Below are 21,634 nucleotides of genomic sequence, written 5' to 3' on the forward strand. Positions count from 1 at the left end.
GCGCACATGCGCCCGCCACCGCCACGCCTCCGAACACGCCATCGACCGGTCCTCCGTTGGGGAAACCGGAGACGGTCGGGAGAATCAGGTAAGGAAGGTAGGTGAGGTGGGCGGACGCTTACAATTCAACCGCTATACTTGCGTGACGGTCGCCACGCTTGCAGCTGTCCGACCACCCCCGATTTCCGTGCTGTCCTGTTTGCGGGGCAGCGCACCGCCCACCCGCCATCGGCCAACCGCCGACGGTTGCCAACGGAGCCGTATATGAGCATCGAACATCTGGAAGACATCGCCCAGGCCATGGTTGCCCCGGGCAAGGGCATCATCGCGATCGACGAGTCGACCAACACCATCAAGAAGCGCTTCGAGTCGGTCGGGATCGAGAACACCGAGGAGCATCGCCGCGCCTATCGCGAAATGCTGCTGACCACGCCCTCGTTGAACGAGCACATCTCCGGCGCGATCCTCTACGACGAAACCCTCCGCCAGGCGACCCGCGCCGGTGTGCCGTTCTCCGAATACATGCTCAAGGCAGGCATCCTGCCCGGCATCAAGGTCGACAAGGGTACCCAATCGCTGGCCGGGTTCCCGGGCGAGCTGATCACCGAGGGCCTCGACGGGTTGCGCGATCGTTTGAAGGAGTACGCGCGGCTCGGCGCCAAGTTCGCCAAGTGGCGGGCGGTGATCACCATCAGCGAAGACACGCCCTCCGGTACCTGCATCGATGCCAACACCCATGCGCTGGCGCGCTATGCCGCGCTGTGCCAGGAGCAGGGCATCGTGCCGATGGTGGAACCCGAGATCCTGATGGACGGCAGCCACGATATCGAAACCTGCTACGAAGTGACCGAGGCCACCCTGCGTTCGCTGTTCGGCGCACTGTATGAGCAGAACGTGCTGATCGAAGGCACCATCCTCAAGGCCAGCATGGTTCTGTCGGGTAAGGATTGCCCGGAACAGGCCAGCGTCGAGGAAGTGGCGCTGGCGACCCTGCGCTGCCTGAAGGCGTCGGTTCCGGCCAATCTGCCGGGCATCGTGTTCCTGTCGGGCGGCCAGAGTGACGAGAACGCCACCCTGCACCTGAACGCTATGAATGAGTTCGGCCACTCGCCGTGGCCGCTGAGCTTCTCCTACGGTCGGGCAATGCAGCAGGCCGCGCTGAAGATCTGGGCGCAGGACATGGCCGGCAACTATGCGGCGGCGCAGAACACCGTGTTCGAGCGCGCGCGCGCCAATGGCCTGGCCGCGCTGGGCGAATACGAAGGCTGAGTCTGCGCCTCAAGTTGTCCACGCGAACGCCGGCCCTTGCGCCGGCGTTCTTTTTGCTGCGGCGCAGCGAGGTGATTTGTTCGAGCCTCGACTGAAGTCGAATGGAAGCGATCCTCCGAGTCTGGCTGCATAGGTGCAGAGGCCTGCTGAGCGAGCTCCACGGTGCAGGCCTTGCATGCAACGTCGGTTGCCACCTTTCCCTGCCCGAGCCTATCGACATGTCAGAGTCTGTATCGCTCGCTGAGCTCGACCTTCTGCAACTGCCAATCCCGCTGGCTGTGGTCACCGCAGACCGACGCGTGCAGGGCTGCACACCGGCATTCGCCCAGATTCTGGGTAAGGCGCCCGCAGCCTTCGCAGGGCAGGCACTGGCGGCACTCGGCATGGCCGACAGCGTCTGTGGCGAACAGGCGGTGCGGGTGGAATCCGGCGTGGCGGTGCCCTTGCTGGTGCAACCCTGGAACGGCGCTTGGCTGATCGTGCCGGCGCCGGCCGCGCGTGCTGGCAGTCGAGAGCTGCTAAGCGTGTTGGCAGGACAACTGCAGGCCTGTGATCTGAACTTGCCGGCGCTCGATCCGATGCTGAGCGATCACTCCAGCCTGCCGTCGATCAAGGCCGGACTCGGCAATCTTTCGGAAGCATTGCGCCAAGCTGTACTGCTGGTGCGCCAGGTCGCCGCCGAAGTGCCCAAGCTCAATGCCGGCAGCGCGCAGGTCGGCGCCTCTTCGGAATCACAGGACGCCGCGCTCGCCGAAGCGCTGGGCTCCGCAGCTGCGCTGCGCGAAGGATTGAAGGCCGCCGCTGATGCTCTCGATGCGGTGCGCGGCATGGCCGATGAAGCTGGCGCTTTGGCGGGCAACGGCACCCGCATTGCTGATGCTTTCAACCGCACCATGCAGGAGGTCCAGGACAGCACCAAGCGCGCCGATGCGATCGTCCAGACCATCGATGCGGTTGTGATGCAGACCAATATCCTGTCGATCAATGCCGGCATCGAGGCCGCCCGTGCAGGTGACGCCGGGCGTGGCTTCGGGGTTGTTGCGCGTGAGATTCGCGCGCTGTCGGAACGCACTGCGGGCGCGGCCCGCGACGTTCGCGCCACCTTGGGCGAAATCCATCAGCGCATTGCTGAGGGTCTGCGCCAGGCCGGCGAAACCGGTAGCGCCCTGGCGAGCGTGGTCGAGCTGATGGGCCGCGCTGGAGGAGCGATGCGCGACGGGGCCTCGCGCGTGCTCGCGCGCAGCAGTGATGTCGTCGCACTTGAGCAACTGATGCTGGGCGTGTCGGCGGAAGCGGCGCACAACCTCGATGCGGTTGCCTCCATGCTCCAGGTCAGCACCCGGATGGCCGGCCAGATCGGAATTCTGGACGACTGCGTCGGTCTGTTCCGCCTCAGCGGTGATCCGCTTTCCGAGCCACGCCACGCACGTGCACTGGAGCTGGCGCGCACAGCCTCGGCGGAAGCCGGCAAGGCGTTGGAATCGCTGCTGCTCAAGCGGAGCCTGTCCGAGGAGTCGCTGTTCACAACCGACTACATCCCGATCGCGCGGACCGACCCGCCGAAGCACTCTACGGCGTTTGATGGTCGCTGCGATGAAGTACTTCCAGCCGTGCAGGAGCCCGTGTTGGCCGCAGCGCCGTGGGCGGTGTACGCCATCTGCGCCAACCGCGATGGTTATGTGCCTACCCATAACCATCGCTTCTGTCAGCCGCTGACCGGCGACCCGAAGCTTGATCTGGCTCACAACCGCACCAAGCGGATCTTCAGTGATCGCGTGGGGCGCAGCGTTGGTGCGCACACCGAGCCCTATCTGCTGCAGGTCTATCGTCGCGATACCGGCCAGATCATGTTCGACATCTCGGTGCCGATCCGAGTCGGCGGGCGACATTGGGGCGGCTTCCGTATCGGCTATGCGCTGACCTGAGCACAGTGGCGCGGCTACAATCGCCGACGAAAAACCACTGCGGAGACTGCGTCATGCGCCCACATCGAGGTCCGGCGATCGCACTCGCGCTTGCTGCGGCGCTAGCGTCGTGGTCGGCAGCAGCTGCCGGACCTGCGGCACTGGCGATGCTGCCGGGCCGTTCTGCTCCGAGCCTGCAGGCCGCCGACCAAGCGCAGGCAGTGCAAGTCAGAACCGATGTCTTTGCCGCGGCACCCGATCGACTGCACCTGCAGTTGCCCGGGGGCGAAGTGTGGGCCTACACACGCGCGCTGGAGCGGCATACCGATCAGCGCTTCAGCTGGCACGGCAGCCTGGATGCCGATGGCCAGCAGCCAATCGTGATCAGCGTGGCGGGCGACAGCGTGGCCGGATTTCTGAGCATGCCAGATGGCATGTGGGAAATCGTGCCCGGCGCGTATGCACGCGAAGCCTGGCTGATCAAGCTTGAAGACCAGCGTCTGCCCGGCTGCGCAGGCGCCGTCACCGATGAGGGCGGTGCTGAAGCGCCTGCAGAGTTTTCGCCAGCGGAGGCTGCGGGCGTTGTTGACGGTGGGGAGCAGATCGATGTGCTGCTGTTCTACACCGCGGCCGCGCAAACCGCCGCCGGCAGCGCGAACGCTATCCGCGCGCAGGCGCAGGCAGCCGTGGACGCCGCCAACACCGCGTTCGCCAATAGCGCCATGCGGATGCGTTTCCGCGCCGTGGGCATCGAGTTGCTGGAAGGGTGGGAGGAGACCGCCGATTCTGGCGGCGCCGAACTGTCGCGGTTCAGGTCAAATGCGACGGCGCTTGCCCGTCGCGATGCCACCCGCGCCGACATGGTCAGCTTGATGGTTGCCAATCTCGCTGGCGGCTGTGGGATCGGCTACGTCATGCGCAATGTGGGCGCTGGCTTTGCGGGCAGTGCGTTCCAGATTACCGACCGCGATTGCGCCGTGGGCAACCTCAGCTGGGCTCATGAGCACGGCCACAACATGGGCTTCGAGCATGACCCGGCGAATGGCGCCACGCCGGCGACCGCGTCCCGGCCGTGGTCGTTCGGCCACTACGTCGACGGGCAGGGCAGTCAATCCTTTCGGACCGTGATGTCCTATGCGTGCCCGGCTGGCGGGTGCACGCGGCGGGCCTACTTCTCCAACCCGCTGGTGACGTTCAACGGCTTCGCCACCGGCGTGGCGGACCAGCGTGACAATGCGCGTACCGGCGATGAAGTGGCGGATGTCGTTGCCAACTTCCGCCTGGCCTTGCGCGATTTCAGCGATGGTTTCGAGTCGCGCTGAACTGCGCTCGCTGCCTTTGATCCGCCGGCATCCGAACGACGGCGGGACTCGGTTCAGCGCTTGGCAGGGGCGTGCTGTGTGATCTGCCTGCTGTACCGGCCTGGAGCATCACGGCCCAGCCGCTGCCGCCGGCGTACAGGTGAATCCGCGTGAGCCGCGCTCGGTGCGGCCTTCAAGTCGCGCCAGCAGTGAGCCGGCGCGGCCGTCCAGACGCCAGTCGTAGATCAAGCTGAAGGCCATCACCCGCGCGACGTACTCGCGGGTTTCGTGGAAGGGGACGGTTTCCAGCCACAGGATCGTGTCGTCGAGCAGCGGCGCGGTCTGCGGGCGCGCCTGCCGCCACCGCGCCACCGCCGCCGGACCGGCGTTGTAGGCCGCCGTCGCGAGCCCTGGTTGTCCGTCGTGCGCGTCCAGCATCTCGCGCAGATACGCGGTGCCGAGCTCGATGTTGAGGATCGGATTGTGTAGCGACTGCGCGCCGCTGAAGCTGTTGCCCAGGCCGCGCGCGGTCTGTTGCGCGGTGGTCGGCAGCAGCTGCATCAGTCCGCGCGCATCGGCGGGGGAGCGGGCGCCACTCATCCAGCTGCTCTCCGCGCGGATCAAGCCGGCCACCCAGGCCGGGTGCAGCCGGTGACGCCTCGCCTGGCTGCGCAGGGCACCCGCGTGTGGCAGCGGGAAGCGCTGCCCGTAGTAGCGCATGCCGTCACCGCTGCCCAGTGTTTGTGCCGCGCGATCGTTCCAACCGCGGGCAAGGGCTGCCTCTACCGCCAGCGCCTGCTCTGGCAACGGTGCGTCGCGCAGCGCTGCAGTCCACTCCTGCGCTGCCCAGCCGGGACGTCCGAGTTGGTACAGGTCCAGCGCTCGCACCAAGCCGGCGTTGGTGGCGACCCGGTGGCGCGTGGCACGCTCGGTCGGTGGTTCAAGCACACACAGGTGGTAGTCGCGATCAAGCAGGTCAGCGGCCAGGAAGCCGTGGAAGTTCGCCTCGACCGCGGCCTGCACCAGCAGTGCCTGCGCACGCTCGGCATCGCCCTGCTGATGCCGCAGGCGCGACTCGATCAGGCGCCAGCGCGCAGAGTCGCGCTGACTGCCCGGCATCGAGGCCAGCGCGGCGAGTGCGCCGGAGGCATCGCGCTGGGCCAGCCGTTCGCGCACCTGCCATTCGTGCAGGCGCGCATCGAACGCGCTGGCCGGCACGCGGGCGAAGCGATCCGCGGCCTCCGGCAGATAGCTCGCAGCGCTCCATAGCGCGATCGTGTTGCGCAGGCGTCCGCTGCGCTCAAGCTCCAGCTTGAGCGGTGTCTGCAGACTCTCCAGCAGCGCTTCGGCGGCGGCTGGATCAGCCTGCGCCAACCGCTCCAGCCCGGCCTCTACGGCCGCGCGGGTACGTGGCGTCGAGGGCCAACTGCTCGCCACTGCGGACGGACGCTCGATGAACAGCGCTTCGGCCTCAACCTGGGTCCGCAGGCCGGCGTCGAGCCGACGCGCCAGAAAGCGCATCAGGCCGGCGTTACCGCGCTCGGCGGCGCGCTCGATCCGCAGCAGCACGCGCGCGGTGTCCAGACGGCCGAAGCCACGCAACGCGCCAAGCACCGGGTCGCAAGTGACGGGCAGCGATTCGCCGCTGTCCCACAGCGCCAGCGCGTCATCGATTGCAGTCGCGTCGGTGCCCAACGCGAAGCGCGCGGTCAGCGCGTGGCAGCGCAGATCCGGATCGGCCGCACTGACGATGCCGTCGTCAAGCTGGCGGAAGCCGGCCCAGTCTTCGCGCTTGGCCAGCACAGGCAGGGCGAGCCGCCGCAGCGCCTGTGCGGCGGGTTGGCCGGCATGGCGATCAACGAAGTCAGTCGCGGCAGATCCGCGCAGTGAAGCGGGGTGCCGACGAAGGTAGCTGATTTCGATCCACGGCCACAGCGGATCGCTGCCATGGCGTCGACGCAGCGCGTTGAGCTCGCTGGCGCTGGCGCGTTCGACCTCGGCCAGCGCGACCCGTAGCGTGGCGATGCGAGCGGTGTTGGCGGCGCTGTCCGCACGGCTGTCGACGGGGATCACCGTCAGCATTGCCGCCAGCATCAGCAGTGCAGGCGCCAGCTGCCTGCGCAGTAGCGAGAACTTCAACATTCCATGTCGTCCGCAGTGAGGGGAGATCGATCGATCGCGCGATGAAGTCTCAGCGCGCTGCTGCTAAGTTGCAGGCCGGACAAGACTAGCAAGCCACGCATGAACATGCTTTTTCTCTACCTCGCGCTGGGCGCAAGCGCCGGCCTGCTGGCCGGCCTGCTCGGCGTGGGCGGTGGTCTCGTCATCGTCGCTGCGCTGGCTTGGCTGTTGCCAACGCAGGGCGTACCGGCCGGCCAGGTCATGCACGTGGCACTGGCGACTTCCTTGGCCAGCATCGTGCTGACCGGCCTGTCGTCGGCGCGCGCGCATGCCGGCCGCGGCAGCGTGCTGTGGCCGACCGTGTGGCGGCTGGTCCCCGGGCTGATCATCGGTGGCGTTGTCGGTGCGATGTTCGCCGCCAGCCTGGCCAGTGAAACCCTGCGCTATGTGGTGGCCGGCTTCTGTCTTCTGGCCGGCACGCAGTTGGCCTTCGGCACCCCGCGCGCGAAGGTCGAGCGCAGCGATGCTCCCGTTTCCGCCTGGTTGACGGCCGCGGGTGGGGCTATCGGTGCGCTGGCGGCGGTGGTCGGTATCGGCGGCGGCAGCCTCACGGTGCCGATGTTGGTCTGGCTGGGCGTGCGCCCGGTGCGTGCGGTGGGCACGTCCAGCGCCTGCGGGGTTGCGATCGCCCTGTCGAGCGCCGCCAGCTACGCCCTGCTGGTGCCATCTGCACCGCTTCTGCCGGGCAGTGTCGGCTACGTGTATCTGCCGGCCGCGTTCGGCATCGCCCTGGCCTCCGTGCTACTTGCGCCCGCCGGCGCACGGCTCGCGCATCGGCTCACGGGCCCGGCATTGAAGCGCGTGTTTGCCGTCTTCCTCTACCTGGTCGGAGTCTCTCTTCTGGTGGGCTGAGAGTGCTGCGCAGCATGACTGCACTTGCGAAAACGTTACGGGTTATTTACAAATCGCACCGCGTCGTATCCGGTCGGGGGAGCTGGCGACGCGATCCGGCGCGCACCCGCGTCATCATCCACTAGGGGAGTCATGAACATTCCACGTATCCGTCTGGCGGCGGCGATCCGCTGTGCGCTGCCGATCCTGCTGTTACCTGCTTTCGCTACCGCACAGGAAGATTCAGCCCGAGAGCTGGAACGCATCGAGGTCACAGGTTCGCGCATCAAGAAGGCCGAGATCGAAGGCCAGACACCGGTCCAGGTCATCACCCGCGAACAGATCCAGCGCACCGGCCTCACCGCCGTCGCCGATCTGCTGCAGCAGATGACCGGCGGTGGCTCCTCGCTCAACACCAAGTTCAACTCCAGCGGCAACTTCGGTTTTCCGCCGGACGGCAGCGGCGTGGGCGCGGGTGCGGCCACGGTCGATCTGCGTCACCTCGGCGCGCAGCGCGTGCTGGTGCTGGTCGACGGCGTGCGCTGGGTGAACGAATCCTCGGCCTCGGGCGTGGGCTCGGCCACCGACCTCAACACCATCCCGCTCGGCATCATCGAGCGCATCGAGATCCTGGAGGACGGTGCATCCGCGATCTATGGAGCGGACGCCATCGCTGGCGTCGTCAACATCATCACCCGGCGCGAAACCGACGGCGCCCAGGTCTCGGTGCAGTTCGGCGGCTTCGGCGGCGACCGCGGCCAGACCAGCTCGATCGATGCCAGCCTGGGCGGCAGCGGCGATCGCCACGCCTTCTTCCTCGGCGTCTCGCGCACCGAGCAGAAGGAGATCGCCTCTTCGACCTACGACTTTTCCGGCGTACCGCGTCCCGGCACCGGGCTCACCTTTGGCAGCTCGGCGACGCCGAACGGCCGCTTCGCTTTCACTGACCCCAATACGCGGCAGGCGCAGAACATCACCACGCCGAACGGCCAGTCATTTCCGAACGGTCCGCGCTACCCGCAGGATTTCATCCCCTTCACCACGGCGAACCGCTTCAACTTCGCCGAGTACAACCTGATTCTCACCCCAAGCACCCGCAAGTCGGTGTTCTCGCAGGGCCGCATCGAGCTGGGTGAATCCACCACCGCCTACGTCCGCGCACTGTTCAACCGTCGCGAGTCGGCCAATCAGGCGGCGCCCGAGCCGATCTTCCTCGGCCCCGACGCCGGCACCGGAAATCCCTATGCCGACAACATCCGCATTTCCGCGAGCAACCCCTTCAATCCTTTCGGCTTCGATCTGATCTCCAGCGGCCCCGGCGCCAACCTGGTGCTGATCGGCCGCCGTCCGATCGAAGGCGGCCCGCGCCGCTTCGAGCAGGTGGTCGATACCTGGTACTTCGGCACCGGCCTTGAGGGCAGCTTCGACCTCGGCGGCCGCGCCCTGCTGTGGGACCTGAACTACGCGCGCAGCAGCAACCAGGCGGAGCAGACCAACTTCGGCAGCTACAACATCCGCCGCATCGCTCAAGGCCTGGGCCCGCTGGCGGCCTGCCAATCCGATCCGCGCTGCGTGCCGATCAACATCTTCGGCGGCCCCGGCACGCTGACCCGCGAGATGCTGAACTACATCCAGCCGGTGGTGCGCGACGCCAGCGAGAACAACATCGAGCTGATCTCAGGCAACCTGACCGGCGACCTCTTCAGCCTGCCCGCGGGCGCGCTGTCGTTCGCGACTGGTTTCGAGAACCGTCGCCTGGACGGGTTCTACCGCCCAGATGCGCTCACCGTCGCCGGCGAGTACAACGGCGTGCCCTCGCGACCGACCTCGGGCGAGTACGACGTCACCGAGTACTACGTCGAGCTCAACGCGCCGATCTACGAGGCCGGCAGTTCGCGCCTCGACCTCAGCGTGGCGGGCCGCTACTCGGATTACTCCACCTTCGGCGGCGAGACCACCGGCAAGCTCGGACTGCGCTGGCAGATCAACGATCAATTCCTGCTGCGCGGCACCTTCGCGGAAGGCTTCCGTGCGCCCTCGATCGGCGAGCTGTTCGGCTTGGCCAGCCGCTTCGATGCGCAGCTGGACGACCCCTGCCTGATCAGCCTGACCAACCTGCCGCCGCGTGCGAACTGCACGGAGGAGTTCGGCGTGCCCCCAGGCGCCCAGCAGGCAAACTCGCAGATCTCCGTGACGACGGGCGGCAACGCCAAACTGCAGCCCGAGAGGGTCGACAGCACCTCGGCTGGCTTCGTGTGGAGCCCGGGCTTCGCCGAGAGCAGCGCCTGGTCGCAGCGTCTCGACATCGAGTTCGCCTGGTATCAGCACGAGCTGGAGGGTGGCATCCAGGCCATCGACGCGCAGACCCAGCTGAACCTGTGCGTCGCGGGCGGCCGGTTCTCGCCCTTCTGCCAGGGCATTACCCGCGCCTCGACGGGTGGCATCAACGGCTTCGACAACCGCCTGCAGAACCTCGGCAGCATCGAGACCAGCGGCTATGACCTCGACATCGGTTGGACTCTGCCCGAAACCGACCTCGGCGAGTTCCGCGTCGATTGGCAGAACACCTTCGTCGACGACTACGTGGCGCGCGGCGCCAACGGCGTCCAGCAGCCGCGTCGCGTGGGTATCGAGGTCAACAACAGCGCGATCCCCGAATGGACCTCCAACCTCGCGGTCGACTGGACCTACGGCGACTTCAGCGCACGTTGGACCACCCGCTTCATCGACCGTGTGACAGAAGACTGCGGCGCCGCGCGCACCTTGTCGGTCTGCCGCAACCCCGCGCCGAACGCCAACCCGCTAGGCTCAACCACCTACCACGATCTGCAGCTCGGCTGGAAGGCGCCGTGGGTCCAGGGCGCGCAGTTGACCCTGGGCGTCAACAACGTGTTCGAGAAGCAGGCGCCGATCTGTCTGTCCTGCTCGCTCAACGGCTATGACGCGTCCACCTACGACCTGCCGGAACGCTTTGTCTACGGCAAGTTCGAACTGAAGTTCTAAGCGGCGGTTGACCGCGCCGATGCAGGCACGGCGGCTCAGTCTTACCCCGACAGGCCCCGCCTTCAGCGGGGCCTGTCGCATTTTTTTGGGGCGTCAGTTCTTGACTTCTGCCAGCGCGGCGCGCTCGCGGGCGATCAGGGCGTCGGTGACTTCAAGCTGGCGGGCGAAACCGCCGGCTTGACGCAAGCCGACCCGATAGCGGCCGTTGATGATCAGCTCCGGTGTGCCGGTGGTGCCGAAGTTCTGCGCGGTTTGACGCGCCCGCGCCAGCTGGGCGTTGACGGCGAAGCTGTTCATGGTCGCGAGGAAAGATTCGCGGTCGGCGCCGAGCTCGGCATACAGGTCAGCCACCCCCTCGGCGCTGGTGATCACCCGGCGCTCGGTGTGCAGCACCTTGAACACTGCGGAGTGGGTGGTATCGAGCAGGCCGAGTGCTTTCGCGGCGAAGTGGGCGCGTGCGTAGGTATCCCAGGCGCCGCCGAAGGCCGCGGGCAGATAGCGGAACTCGACGTCATCACCGAGCTTGGGCTTCCAGCTGTCGACCAGCGGCTGCATGCTGGCGCAGGCGCCGCAGGTATAGCCGAACACCTCGATGACTTCGATCTTGCCGGCCGCGGCCGTCGTCGGAACCGGCGGCTCGATCAGGTCGTAGTCGCGCCCTGCCTGCAGGTCGGACACTGGATCGGCGATCTGGGCCTGGCTCTGGAAAGCGCTGGCGCACAGCAGCAGGGCGGTGGCGATACGAAGAATCATGAGAGGTATCCGTCGGCTGGATCGACGCGGGCTGCGCCGAGCGAAGCTCCCAGACTGCCGGACCCCACGCAAGTTCAACCTGCAGCTTGATCCGTCACCTCGTTGGCGGTGGATTGCCGCTGCGCAACGGGTTTCGGCGTCTACAGCTGGCCGCCGACTTCGATCTCGGCCGCGACCGGCACGTGATCGGCTGGCGCGCCTTCCAGCAGCCAACGACGGCTGACCTGGATGCCGGCAGAGACCAGGATATGGTCGATCGCCCGTTTCGGGCGCCAGCTCGGAAAGCTGAGCAGGATGTCATCGGGCGGCTGCAGTCGGGTTCGCCGATACAGCAGCTGCATCTCCGAGCACAGCGGCTCGCAGTTGAAGTCGCCCATCAGCACCGCCTGTGGTGCGTCTTCGATCAACTCGGCGATAAAGGCCAGCTGTGCCAGCCGCGACTTCACGCCCAGCGAGAGGTGGGCCACGACCACCACCAGCTCATCGGCACCCGTCCCGTAGCGCGCCAGCAGCGCGCCGCGGCCGGGGATGCGACCGGGCAGCGGGTGGTCGATGACCTCGGTCGGTTCCGGTCGGCTCAGCAGGGCATTGGCGCTGGTGGCGATGCCGCCCATGCGCCGGTTCGGCTGATGGCTCCAGAACGGAAAGCGCGCGCGTTCGGCCAGGTAGTGGGTCTGGTTGACGAAGCCGGAGCGCAGAGAACCGGGATCGGCTTCCTGCAGTCCGACCAGATCGAAGCCGCGCGCCATGCCGGCCAGGGCATCGAGATTGCCGCGCTTCTCGCGATGCGGCAGCACATGTGTCCACGGCCGGGTCACGTAGTCGCTGTAGCGATCGGTGCGCGCGCCGGCCTGGATATTGGCGCTCAGCACCCTCAGCCGGGTCGTGATCGGCGTGGGCGAGGGCGCAGACGCAACGGCCCCGGGCGCGGGTGCGACCGGGGCCGTGGATGGGAGCGGCGAGGCAGCTGGCGGATCAGTTCGCCGCAACGGCGGCGCGCTCCTTGGCGACCAGCGCATCGGTGATTTCCAGCATGCGCTGGAAGCCGCCTTCGCGCGGCGACATCACCCGGTACTTGCCGTTGACGATCATGCTCGGCGTACCGTCCACGCCGTAGCGCTGCACGGTCTGCTGGGCACTCGCGATCTTGGCATTGACAGCAAAGCTCTGCATGGCCGCCAGAAACTCTTCGCGCGTCACACCGTACTCGACGTACAGATCGGCCACGTCTTCAATGCTGGCCACCGGCTTGCGCTCGACGTGCAGCTTGTTGAAGGTGGCGACGTGCGAGCGATCCAGAATGCCCATGGTCTCGGCGGCGTAATAGGCGCGGGCGTAGACCTCCCAGGCGCCACCGAACACCGCCGGCATGTAGGAGAACTGGACATCGTCGGCCAGCTTCGGCTTCCAGGCGTCGACGATCGGCTGCAGGTTGGCGCAGTGGCCACAGCTGTAGCCGAATACTTCGATCACTTCGATTTTGCCGGCCGGCGTCGACACCGGCACTGGCGGCTCGATCAGCTGATAGTCCTGACCTTCCACAATGCTCGCCTGAGCGGGCGGAACCTGGGCCGTGCAAGCGGCGGCGGAAGCGAGCAGCGCAGCGGCAGCGAAGAAGCGCATCAACATGGGGAGGACTCCGGAGTGTGGGGTCGCCCGGGTCGGCGCGGACCGATCTGAATGCATCTGCAAGCAAAGACCCAGCCTGTATTGCAGATTTGGCCGCCGATGGACAGCGCCGGAGGTCAGCGGTTCCCGCGGCCGCCCGGCGCCTGTTCAGCTGGTCGGGCAGAACTCACTGTGCCGCGTGCAGGCCTTCCGCGTAAGTCGCCAGGGCCTGGATTTCCTCGTCGGTAAGGTAGCGCGCCACGCCAGCCATCACCGCGTTGGCATTGTCGCCGGTGCCGTACACCGCGCCGTCGCGGTAGGCGCGCAGCTGAGCCGCGGTATAGGTCGCATGCTGGCCGCCGAGGCTCGGGTAGGACGGGCCTGGATTGCCGCTGCCGGCCGGGCCGTGACAGGCGCCACAAGCGGGAACGCCGCGCTGCAGGTCGCCACCGCGGTACAGCTGCTCGCCCACCTGGTAGAACTTCTTGCCTTCGTTCGGGCCGCTGGCGACCAGGCTTTCATCAGCAACCCCCGCGCGCACCTTCTGGCTGGCGAAGTAGGCACCGATGTCGCGCATGTCCTGTGGCGACAGCATCGCCGCGAAGCCGAGCATGATCGCGTTGGCGCGCTCGCCACTCTTGTACAGCGCCAGCTGCCGCGCGATGTAGCGCTCGTGCTGGCCGGCCAGCTTCGGGTACTGCGGATCGGCGGCGTTGCCGTCCATGCCGTGACAGGCGGCGCAGACCGCGGCCTTGCCAGCGCCAGCGGTGGCGTCACCGGGCCCAGCGGCAGCAGTGTCGTCGGCCAGCGTGGCGACTTCAGCGGGTGCAACTTCAGGCGCGACATTGACCTGCGCGGGAGCGGTAGCGGGACTCTGGGCGAAAACCGTGGTGGCGGCCAGCAGGCCGACCAGCCCTAGGTAGCGGCGAAAACTCATTACACTTGCTCCGAACTGGATGCTGTCTCGACCGCTTGAACCGCCGCAGGCTGCGGCAGGCGCGGGAATCGCGGGATTATTCCAGCCCGCCCATGACGGGTCAACGAAGCCGGCACCCGTCCGCACCGGAAAGCCCATGTCCGAGCATCATCCCTTCCGCGCTGCCAGCTATCTGCTGAGCGTGCACAACCTGCATCAGCTGCCCAGTGACGACGGCCTGGAAGTCGCCATCAGCGGCCGCTCCAACGCCGGAAAATCCAGCGCAATCAACCGCATCTGCAGCCAGACCGGACTCGCTCGCACCAGCAAGACGCCGGGCCGCACGCAGCAGTTGGTGTACTTCCAGCTCGCCCCGCAGCGCTATCTGGTCGACCTGCCGGGCTATGGCTACGCGAAAGTCCCGCCGGAGCTGCGCGACCACTGGCGCGGCCTTATCGAGAACTACTTCCAGAGCCGCCGCGCGCTGGCAGGGCTGGTGGTGGTGATGGACATCCGCCATCCCCTGCGTGAGTTCGACCTGCAGATGCTGGGCTTTGCCCAGGCGCGCGGTCTGCCCTGCCATGTGCTGCTGACCAAGGCCGACAAGCTGGGCCGCGGGCAGCAGTCGCAGACGCTGAAAACCGTGAAAACGGCCCTGGGTGAGGGCCACAGTGCGCAGCTGTTCTCCGCGCCCAGTGGCATCGGCGTCGACGAAGCGCGTGCGCGCTTGGCGGGTTGGCTCCAGCTCGGGCCGGTCGCGGGGGGATCCGATCAGAAATGAGTGGAGTCACTGAACTCCTGCGGGTCGCAGGAAATTTCCTGAACGAAGGCAAGCCCGATAAGGCTGTCGAAGTGCTCGCCGCGATTGCGCCCGAGCGCCATGATCCGGACACGCTCTACCTCTTGAGCATCGCAGCTCTGGAATGCGGAGAGCCCGACCTTTCCCGCCGCGCCGCGGACGCCTGTCTCCAGCTTTCGCCGAAGCATGCCGGCGCGCATTTCCAACTCGGGCTGGTAGCGCTTGAGAAAGGTGAACGCGAGCGCGCTCACGCATCCTTCGATGCGGCGCGGACCCTGGCGCCCGGCTGGGCCGAGGCGCACTACAACCTTGGCGTGGTGCAGGCCGAGTCCGGCCAGTTTGAAGAGGCCGAGCGCAGCTACGGGCTCGCATTGCAGGCGCAACCCGACTTCCCGCATGCAGCCAACAATCTGGCCAATCTGCTGTTGGAACGTGGCCAGGCCGTCAGTGCCTTGCGGCTGCTCCGCGAAGCCGTGGCGCACGATCCGCAGTTTGCCACCGGATGGTGTTCGCTCGGTCGGGTCCTGCTCAGGCAGGGACACAGTGAGGAGGCCGTGCAGTCGCTGCGCAAGTCGCTGTCCCTGCAACCCGATTCGCCGATCGCGCTGGAAAACCTGGGCGACGCCCTGCGCCAGCTCGGGCGCGTCGACGAGGCGCTGGCCGCATTCGAAGCCGCATCGCTGAGCCCGCCGCAATCGGACTCGCTGCGCTTCAAGCTGGCCTCGTTGCGAGGCGAGCCGATTGCACGCCCACCCGATCAACTGGTGCAGTCGCTGTTCGACGACATGGCAGACAGCTTCGATGAGCGTCTGGTCGAGCAGTTGGGCTACCGGTTGCCGTTCGAACTCGATCGCCTGCTCGGCGATGCTTCCGGGCCCGCTTTTGCGAACGTGCTCGACCTTGGCTGCGGTACCGGGCTGTCGGGCGCAAGCCTGCGGCCGCGCGCCGGACGTCTGGTCGGCGTGGACCTGTCACCGCGGATGCTGGACCGGGCGGCTCAACGCGGCGTGTATGACGAGCTGCAGCAAGGCTCGCTGCAGGCCGCGCTGGAGAACACCTCCGCCGCGAGCTGGGATCTGATCGTCGCCACCGATGTATTCGTCTACGTCGGTGACTTGGGCCCGGTGTTTTCCGCCATCGCGCGCGCGCTCGCTGCGGGCGGGACGCTGTGCTTCTCGGTCGAACTGGCGCAGGGCGACGGATTTCAGCTGCGCTCCAGCGGCCGCTATGCGCATCCCGAGGCCTACCTGCGGGAGCTCATGGATCGCAATGGGCTCGCGCTAGCCCATTGCCGGCAGATTCCGCTGAGGCGCGAGCACGGAGAGTTTCTTGAAGGCTTGGCGGTCTGCTGTCGTCGGGTCAGCTGATACCGAGTCCTTGGGTTCGTTGCCGAGTTCATCGCGCTGTAGTTCTTGCTTCCTCGCCAGCATCCGCCTTGCGCGAGCGTTCAGCAGCTCAGAAGAGCTCGATGTCGTCGTCCTTGTTCTTCATCTTCTCCATGAAGATCTGCAGGGCCTGCTGCACCGACATGCCGTGCAGCAGCACGGCCTCGAACATCTCGACCTCTTCGGGCATCGAGTAGCGCGCGCGGATCTGCTCCTGCAGCTCCAGCCAGCCGTCGGCGCGGGTGGCGCGGTTCTCGTCGCTGACCAGGTTGGCCAGCGATTCCAGACCATGGCTGACGTGCGACAGGCGCTGCACCAGCCGGTCGTAGAACTGGAACGCGATGATCGACTGATGAACCATGCCGGTGACCTGGTGGGTCGCCGAGGCCATGCGACGCTTGAGTTCGCCCAGGTTGCCGTCATCAGGCAGCTGCGCGGCGCTTTCGCCGATCGTGCCCATGTGTCGGGCCATCGTAGTGAAGGTTTCGGTCAGCACCTGTACCGAGCTGTCGCTGTCGCGCATCGCCGCTTCGATCTGGCCGACCGCGAGCTCCATCATCAACACGGTCTCCCGCATCTTGTCCCAGGCCGGATCGGGTTTGCGGACTTGGGTGCCACGGGGCTCGGCAGGCGCGGTCATCGGTTGTACTCCTGGGCAGACGTTTAAAGAGCCGCGGGCGCGAGCCGCGCGTCGCGCTGGCACATCGCCGGAAGCTCAATGCTGCGAGCAACCCGTTCAGGCGTTGCCCTGCTGCAGACCGGAAAGCAAGTCCTGTACCGACTGAAGCCTGACGCCGAGCGCAGCCAGCGTTTGAGGCAGCCGCGACCCGAATCAGGCGCGATCCAGCCGCGGATCGAGCCGCCCGCGCAGTGCGTCGACCGCGGTGTTGACCAGCACGATGCCTACACCGATGCAGGCGACCACGCCCAGCACCAGGGTGTAGTCGCGGTTCAAGGCGCCCTGCACGAAGTAGCGGCCCAGGCCCGGCAGGCCGAAGATCTGCTCGACGACCGCCGATCCACTGAGCAGATTGATCGAGGCCGGTGCCAGCCAGGCGACCAGCGGCAGCGCGGCCGCCGGCGCCGCCTGCCGCAGCAGCAGGGTGCGGCCGGGCAGGCCACGCGCTTGGGCCGCGCGATACCAGTCGCTGGCCCAGGCCTCGATCAGGCCGGCACGGACCAGTCGCGCGGCATAGGCCAGATTGGGCAGGGCCAGGGCCAGCACCGGCAGTACGAGTTGATCCGCGCGACCCCAGCCTCCGGCTGGCAGCCAGCGCAGCAGTACCGCGAACAGCAGCACCAGCAGCGGTGCCACCACATACTTGGGCAGGGCGAGACCCAGCCCGGTCAGGCTCATCAGCAGCCGATCCAGCGCCTGCCCGCGGCGACGCGCGGCCAGCCAGCCGAGCGGCAGCGCGAGCGTGATCGCCAGCACCAAGGCCAGACCACCGGTGAGCAGGGTCACCGGCAGCGCCTGCGCGATCAGGTCGGCCACCTGCTGATCCGGGTAGGTGAACGAAGGCCCGAGGTCGAGCGTCAGCAGGCCGCCAAACCAGTCCAGATACTGCTTCCAGAGCGGCGCATCGAGCGCATAGCTGCGGGCCAGCGCCGCTTCAATCTCCGGCGGCGCCGAGCGCTCGCCGTCGAACGGGCCGCCGGGCGCCAGCCGCAGCAGCACGAAGCACAGGCTGAGCAGCAGCCACAGCGTGAACACGGCTTCCGCGCCACGTTCGAACAGGCGGCGCGCGCTCATTCGACAAAGCTCAGGTAGCGGCTCGGGTGGCGATCGAGCGGATTCGGCTCGAAGCCGCGGAGCTGCGGATGCACCAGGTGCTTCGAGGTATAGACATACAGTGGAACGATCGCGTGCGCTTCCAGCAAGCGTGCTTCGGCCTCGGCGTGCAGGCTGGCGCGCACGGCGGTGTCGGCGCTGTGTTGTGCGGATTGCAGCAGCGCGTCGTAACGGGGGTCGCGGTAGCCGCTCCAGTTCAGCGGGCTGTCGCCCACGAACAGGTCGAGGAAGCTGCTGGCGTCATCGAAGTCGGCGATCCAGCCGCCGCGGAACACCTCGGTGACCCGACGCTGCCGACGATTCTGCACGAAGACCTTCCATTCCTCGTTGCGCAGTTCGGTGATCACGCCGAGCTGCTCGCGCCACATCGCCGCCACTGCCAGCGCGACGCGCCGATGCACGGTCGAGGTGTTGAAGCGCATGCTGAGCCGCGCCGGTCGTGTCGCCGAATAGCCGGCTTCGGCATAGGCGATGCGCGCGCGGACAAGCCGCTGCTCGGTGCTCCACTGCGCCCACTTGGGCAAGGCACCCTCGTACTCACGCACGCCAGGTGGAACCAGGGCGTAGGCGGGCAGCTCGCCCATGCCGGTCACCGCACGCACCAGCAGTTCGCGATCGATCGACAGGCTCAGGGCTTCGCGCAGCAGCGGCGCATCCAGTGGCGCACGTTCGATGTTCAGGCCCAGAAAGAACACCCCCAGATACGGGCTGACCCGCAGCTGCTCGCCGAAGCGCGCGCGCAGGCGATCCATCCGTCCGGGCGGTACGGTTTCCGTGATGTGCAGATCGCCAGCGGCGTAGCGCTTGAGCTCGCTGGCGGCATCTTCGGTGACATGAAAACGCACCTGTTCAATCGGCGCAGGGCTGTGAAAATGCGGATTGCGCTGCAGCGTGATCATCGACTGCGGGCGCCATTCGCTAAGCCGGTAGGCGCCGTTGCCGACCAGCCGCTCGGGCTGGGTGTGCTGGCTGCCGTGTGCGGCGGCCAGATCGGCCCGCAGCGGAAACGCGATCGGCAGGGTCAGCCGCGGCAACAGATCAATCGGCTGCTTGAGTTCGATCTCGACGGTCTGCGCATCCAGCGCACGTACGCCGAGATCGCTCGGTGGGATCTGCCCGGCCTGCAGCTCGGCGGCGCCGCGGATCGCGTACAGCAGCGGTGCCAGCGGTGCCGCTGTGGATGCGGCGAACGCGCGCTGGAAGCTGGCGACGACCTGATCGGCGGTGATCATGGTGCCGTCGCTCCAGCGTGCCGCGGCGCGCAGATGGAAGGTCCAGAGCTTGCCGTCAGCGCTGCGCTGATAGCGTTCGGCCAAACCGGCAACGATGCGACCCTTTGCATCCTGCGTGACCAGGCCTTCGTACAGATCACGCAGCACATTGCTGCAGGCGATCTCCTGACAGCGATGCACGTCCAAGGTCGAGGGTTCCGGCCCGTTGCCGCGTTCCAGCACACGCGCCGGAGCCTCTGCCGTGGTCAGTGCAAGCAGTATCGGCAGACCGATTGGCAATGACGAAAGGAATCGCATGAGGGCAGAGGTCACCGGTTGGATAGGGGCGAACGGGCAGGTGCGGCTTCGACTGTTAAGCTCGCGCGCCGCAGCACGCGGATCCCCGCAGCATTTCTTCGGCAGATATTGGCATCTCTCGTGAATACACAGTCGTCACCCACCAGCGCTGCGCCGCCGCCGGAAGAGCCCCTTGCCGTCAATCCCAGCCTCGGCGAGCAATTGCAGAACCTGATCGACACACTGCCGGAACACAGCATCGAGCTTGGCAGCCTGCTTGACCGGGTCGGCGACGAAGGTTTGCTGCTGCTGTCGCTGCTGCTGGTGCTGGTGTTTCTGATTCCAGTCTCGATTCCCGGCGTCAGCACGGTGTTCGGTGCGGCCATCCTGTTGATCGGCCTGAGCCGACTCTCGGGCCGACCGCTGTGGATTCCGGCGCGATTGAAGACGCGTCCTCTGCCGGCCGCACGGCTGCGCGGCGCGCTCGAAGCCGGTCTCGTCTGGGTCCACCGGCTGGAGCGCATCAGCCGCCCACACCGTGTGCCGAGCCTGGCCCAGGGGCGTTTGGTAGGCCTGTTCAACAAGCTGGCTTTCTGCACGGCGGCCCTGCTGCTGATGGCGCCGTTCGGATTCGTGCCGTTCAGCAACACGCTTCCCGCAATCGCCTTGCTGTTCTACGCGATCGGTCTGATCCAGCGCGACGGCGTTGCAATCCTGCTGGGCCATGCCGCGCAGATCGCGACCGTGATCTACTTTGGCGTGCTGATCGGCGGCGGTGGTCTGGCCCTGGGCTCGCTGCTGAAGACCTTTGGCGGTTGAAGCCGGCTCTGGCTACAGGGCTGATGCCGAGTCGCAATCGTTGATTTCATGGGCCGAGGTGCGCGGCCGCCACCGGCAGACGCACGCTGGCTCGCCCTTGCTCCAGCTTCGCGCTGCCCCCACTCAAACTGTCGACGCATCGCCGCCTCCCAGGAGTTATCCGCGTGTCCAGCCCCAGCAGTTCGCAAGCGGCCCCGATCGAATCCTTCGCCCAACTGGTGGCCGACCTCGACGGCGGCAGCAAGCCGCCGGCCGACTGGCGCATCGGCACCGAGCACGAGAAGTTCGGCTTCCGCCTGTCCGACCTGCGGCCACCGACCTATGAAGGCCCGCAGGGCATTCGGGCGGTACTCGAAGCCCTGGCCCAGTTCGGTTGGACGCCCGTCATTGAAGGCGGACACCTGATCGCGCTGAAGAAGGACGGTGCCTCGGTGACCCTGGAGCCCGCCGGCCAGCTCGAACTGTCGGGCGCGCCGCTGGAAAACCTGCATCAGACCTGCCGCGAAACCGCCGGCCATCTGGGCGAGCTGAAGATCGTCTCTGACCGTCTGGGTGTGGGCTTCTTCGGCATGGGCTTCCAGCCGAAATGGCGCCGCGACGAAATGCCGTGGATGCCGAAAGGCCGCTACAAGATCATGCGCGAGTACATGCCGAAGGTCGGCGGGCTGGGCCTCGACATGATGACCCGCACCTGCACCGTGCAGGTCAACCTCGACTACGCGAGCGAGGCTGACATGGTGAAGAAGTTCCGCGTGTCGCTGGCTCTGCAGCCGATCGCCACCGCGCTGTTCGCCGACTCGCCGTTCTACGAAGGCCAGCCCAACGGTTTCCTGAGCTACCGCTCGCACATCTGGACCGATACCGATGCCGACCGCACCGGCATGCTCGATTTCGTGTTCGCCGAAGGCTTCGGGTTCGAGCGCTACGTCGACTACATCCTCGATGTGCCGATGTACTTCGTGTATCGCGATGGCAAGTACATCGATGCCTCCGGGCTGTCGTTCCGCGACTTCATGGCCGGCCGGCTGTCGGTGCTGCCGGGCGAGAAGCCGACCTTGGCCGACTGGACCGATCATTTGACCACCGCCTTCCCCGAGGTGCGCCTGAAGCGCTACCTGGAAATGCGCGGTGCCGATGGGGGGCCCTGGAGCCGCCTGTGCGCGTTGCCGGCGTTCTGGGTCGGCCTGTTGTACGACGACACCGCGCTGGATGCCGCCTGGGATCTGGTCCGTGATTTCAGCATGGAAGAGCGCAATGCCTTGCGTGATGGTGTGCCGCGGCACGCATTGAAGCTGCCGTTCCGGCAGTCCAACGTGCAGGAGCTGGCCCGCGAGGCGCTGAAGATCGCGGCCCACGGCCTGCAGCGTCGTGCGCGCATGAACTGCAACGGCGTCGATGAGCGGATCTATCTGGAATCCTTGATCGAGATCATCGAGGCCGGCCAGACCGCCGCCGAGCGCAAGTTGGAGCTGTTCCACGGCGCCTGGCAGGGCAGCGTCGACCCGCTGTTCCGCGAGTTCGCTTACTGACCCGAACCGCAGATGAGGGCGAGCTGTCGCCACCGC

General features: G+C 66.9%; 17 protein-coding genes. 9 read left to right on the forward strand and 8 right to left on the reverse strand.

Translation table 11 applies throughout. From position 1 onward, the window contains the following. Positions 1-264 precede the first annotated feature (264 nt). From ACIQ7H_RS08290 to ACIQ7H_RS08300, 3 genes are all read left to right on the forward strand, one after another. On the forward strand, positions 265-1,269 hold the full coding sequence (locus ACIQ7H_RS08290) for a class I fructose-bisphosphate aldolase (RefSeq protein WP_395790284.1): 1,005 nt from the start codon (positions 265-267) through the stop codon (positions 1,267-1,269). A 218-nt stretch (positions 1,270-1,487) separates the two neighbouring features. Beyond that, complete coding sequence (locus ACIQ7H_RS08295; RefSeq protein WP_395790286.1) at positions 1,488-3,194, forward strand: methyl-accepting chemotaxis protein; 1,707 nt, start codon at positions 1,488-1,490, stop codon at positions 3,192-3,194. A gap of 53 nt (positions 3,195-3,247) precedes the next feature. After that, entirely contained in the window at positions 3,248-4,495 is a 1,248-nt protein-coding gene (locus ACIQ7H_RS08300; protein WP_395790288.1) for a M12 family metallo-peptidase, read from the forward strand. Between the two features lie 108 nt (positions 4,496-4,603). Here ACIQ7H_RS08300 and ACIQ7H_RS08305 read toward each other — a convergent pair whose 3' ends face one another. Further along, positions 4,604-6,616, reverse strand: coding sequence for a transglycosylase SLT domain-containing protein (locus ACIQ7H_RS08305; protein ID WP_395790290.1), 2,013 nt, complete (start codon positions 6,614-6,616; stop codon positions 4,604-4,606). Positions 6,617-6,715: 99 nt separating this feature from the next. Here ACIQ7H_RS08305 and ACIQ7H_RS08310 point away from each other — a divergent pair, with 99 nt between their 5' ends. After that, positions 6,716-7,507, forward strand: coding sequence for a sulfite exporter TauE/SafE family protein (locus ACIQ7H_RS08310; protein WP_395790292.1), 792 nt, complete (start codon positions 6,716-6,718; stop codon positions 7,505-7,507). A 132-nt stretch (positions 7,508-7,639) separates the two neighbouring features. Continuing rightward, positions 7,640-10,489 carry a TonB-dependent receptor domain-containing protein gene (locus tag ACIQ7H_RS08315; RefSeq protein WP_395790294.1) on the forward strand — a complete coding sequence of 950 codons (2,850 nt, stop codon included), beginning with the start codon at positions 7,640-7,642 and terminating at the stop codon, positions 10,487-10,489. Between the two features lie 93 nt (positions 10,490-10,582). Here the strand turns inward: ACIQ7H_RS08315 and ACIQ7H_RS08320 are convergent, their stop codons facing one another. The 4 genes from ACIQ7H_RS08320 to ACIQ7H_RS08335 form a co-directional block, all read right to left on the reverse strand. Next, entirely contained in the window at positions 10,583-11,242 is a 660-nt protein-coding gene (locus ACIQ7H_RS08320; protein WP_395790296.1) for a thiol:disulfide interchange protein DsbA/DsbL, read from the reverse strand. A gap of 140 nt (positions 11,243-11,382) precedes the next feature. Then, the gene (locus ACIQ7H_RS08325) at positions 11,383-12,114 is read right to left on the reverse strand and encodes an endonuclease/exonuclease/phosphatase family protein (RefSeq protein ID WP_395790298.1); all 732 of its coding nucleotides are present in this window, start codon (positions 12,112-12,114) and stop codon (positions 11,383-11,385) included. A gap of 103 nt (positions 12,115-12,217) precedes the next feature. Further along, positions 12,218-12,871, reverse strand: a complete 654-nt coding sequence (locus ACIQ7H_RS08330) for a thiol:disulfide interchange protein DsbA/DsbL (RefSeq protein ID WP_395790300.1) — start codon at positions 12,869-12,871, stop codon at positions 12,218-12,220. Positions 12,872-13,037: 166 nt separating this feature from the next. Further along, entirely contained in the window at positions 13,038-13,787 is a 750-nt protein-coding gene (locus ACIQ7H_RS08335) for a c-type cytochrome (protein ID WP_395790302.1), read from the reverse strand. A 136-nt stretch (positions 13,788-13,923) separates the two neighbouring features. On the opposite strand from ACIQ7H_RS08335, the gene yihA reads away from it, so the two are divergent. After that, a complete protein-coding gene (gene yihA, locus ACIQ7H_RS08340; RefSeq protein WP_395790304.1) occupies positions 13,924-14,547 on the forward strand; it encodes a ribosome biogenesis GTP-binding protein YihA/YsxC in 624 nt (207 codons plus the stop codon). Beyond that, positions 14,544-15,932 (forward strand): tetratricopeptide repeat protein, encoded by a 1,389-nt coding sequence (locus ACIQ7H_RS08345; protein ID WP_395790306.1) that lies wholly within the window; start codon positions 14,544-14,546, stop codon positions 15,930-15,932. Before yihA ends, ACIQ7H_RS08345 begins: the two co-directional genes overlap by 4 nt. A gap of 88 nt (positions 15,933-16,020) precedes the next feature. Here ACIQ7H_RS08345 and ACIQ7H_RS08350 read toward each other — a convergent pair whose 3' ends face one another. The 3 genes from ACIQ7H_RS08350 to ACIQ7H_RS08360 form a co-directional block, all read right to left on the reverse strand. Further along, positions 16,021-16,590 carry a hypothetical protein gene (locus ACIQ7H_RS08350; protein WP_395790308.1) on the reverse strand — a complete coding sequence of 190 codons (570 nt, stop codon included), beginning with the start codon at positions 16,588-16,590 and terminating at the stop codon, positions 16,021-16,023. A 192-nt stretch (positions 16,591-16,782) separates the two neighbouring features. Further along, positions 16,783-17,703 carry an ABC transporter permease gene (locus ACIQ7H_RS08355; RefSeq protein WP_395790310.1) on the reverse strand — a complete coding sequence of 307 codons (921 nt, stop codon included), beginning with the start codon at positions 17,701-17,703 and terminating at the stop codon, positions 16,783-16,785. Then, complete coding sequence (locus ACIQ7H_RS08360; RefSeq protein ID WP_395790312.1) at positions 17,700-19,271, reverse strand: peptide ABC transporter substrate-binding protein; 1,572 nt, start codon at positions 19,269-19,271, stop codon at positions 17,700-17,702. The genes ACIQ7H_RS08355 and ACIQ7H_RS08360 overlap by 4 nt, the downstream gene beginning before the upstream one ends. A gap of 120 nt (positions 19,272-19,391) precedes the next feature. Here ACIQ7H_RS08360 and ACIQ7H_RS08365 point away from each other — a divergent pair, with 120 nt between their 5' ends. Both ACIQ7H_RS08365 and ACIQ7H_RS08370 read left to right on the forward strand, forming a co-directional pair. Further along, complete coding sequence (locus tag ACIQ7H_RS08365) at positions 19,392-20,069, forward strand: exopolysaccharide biosynthesis protein (RefSeq protein ID WP_395790314.1); 678 nt, start codon at positions 19,392-19,394, stop codon at positions 20,067-20,069. A 164-nt stretch (positions 20,070-20,233) separates the two neighbouring features. Continuing rightward, complete coding sequence (locus ACIQ7H_RS08370) at positions 20,234-21,598, forward strand: glutamate--cysteine ligase (protein ID WP_395790316.1); 1,365 nt, start codon at positions 20,234-20,236, stop codon at positions 21,596-21,598. Positions 21,599-21,634 lie beyond the last annotated feature (36 nt).

The organism is Aquimonas sp. (genome assembly GCF_044377145.1).
GTDB lineage: Bacteria > Pseudomonadota > Gammaproteobacteria > Xanthomonadales > Xanthomonadaceae > Aquimonas.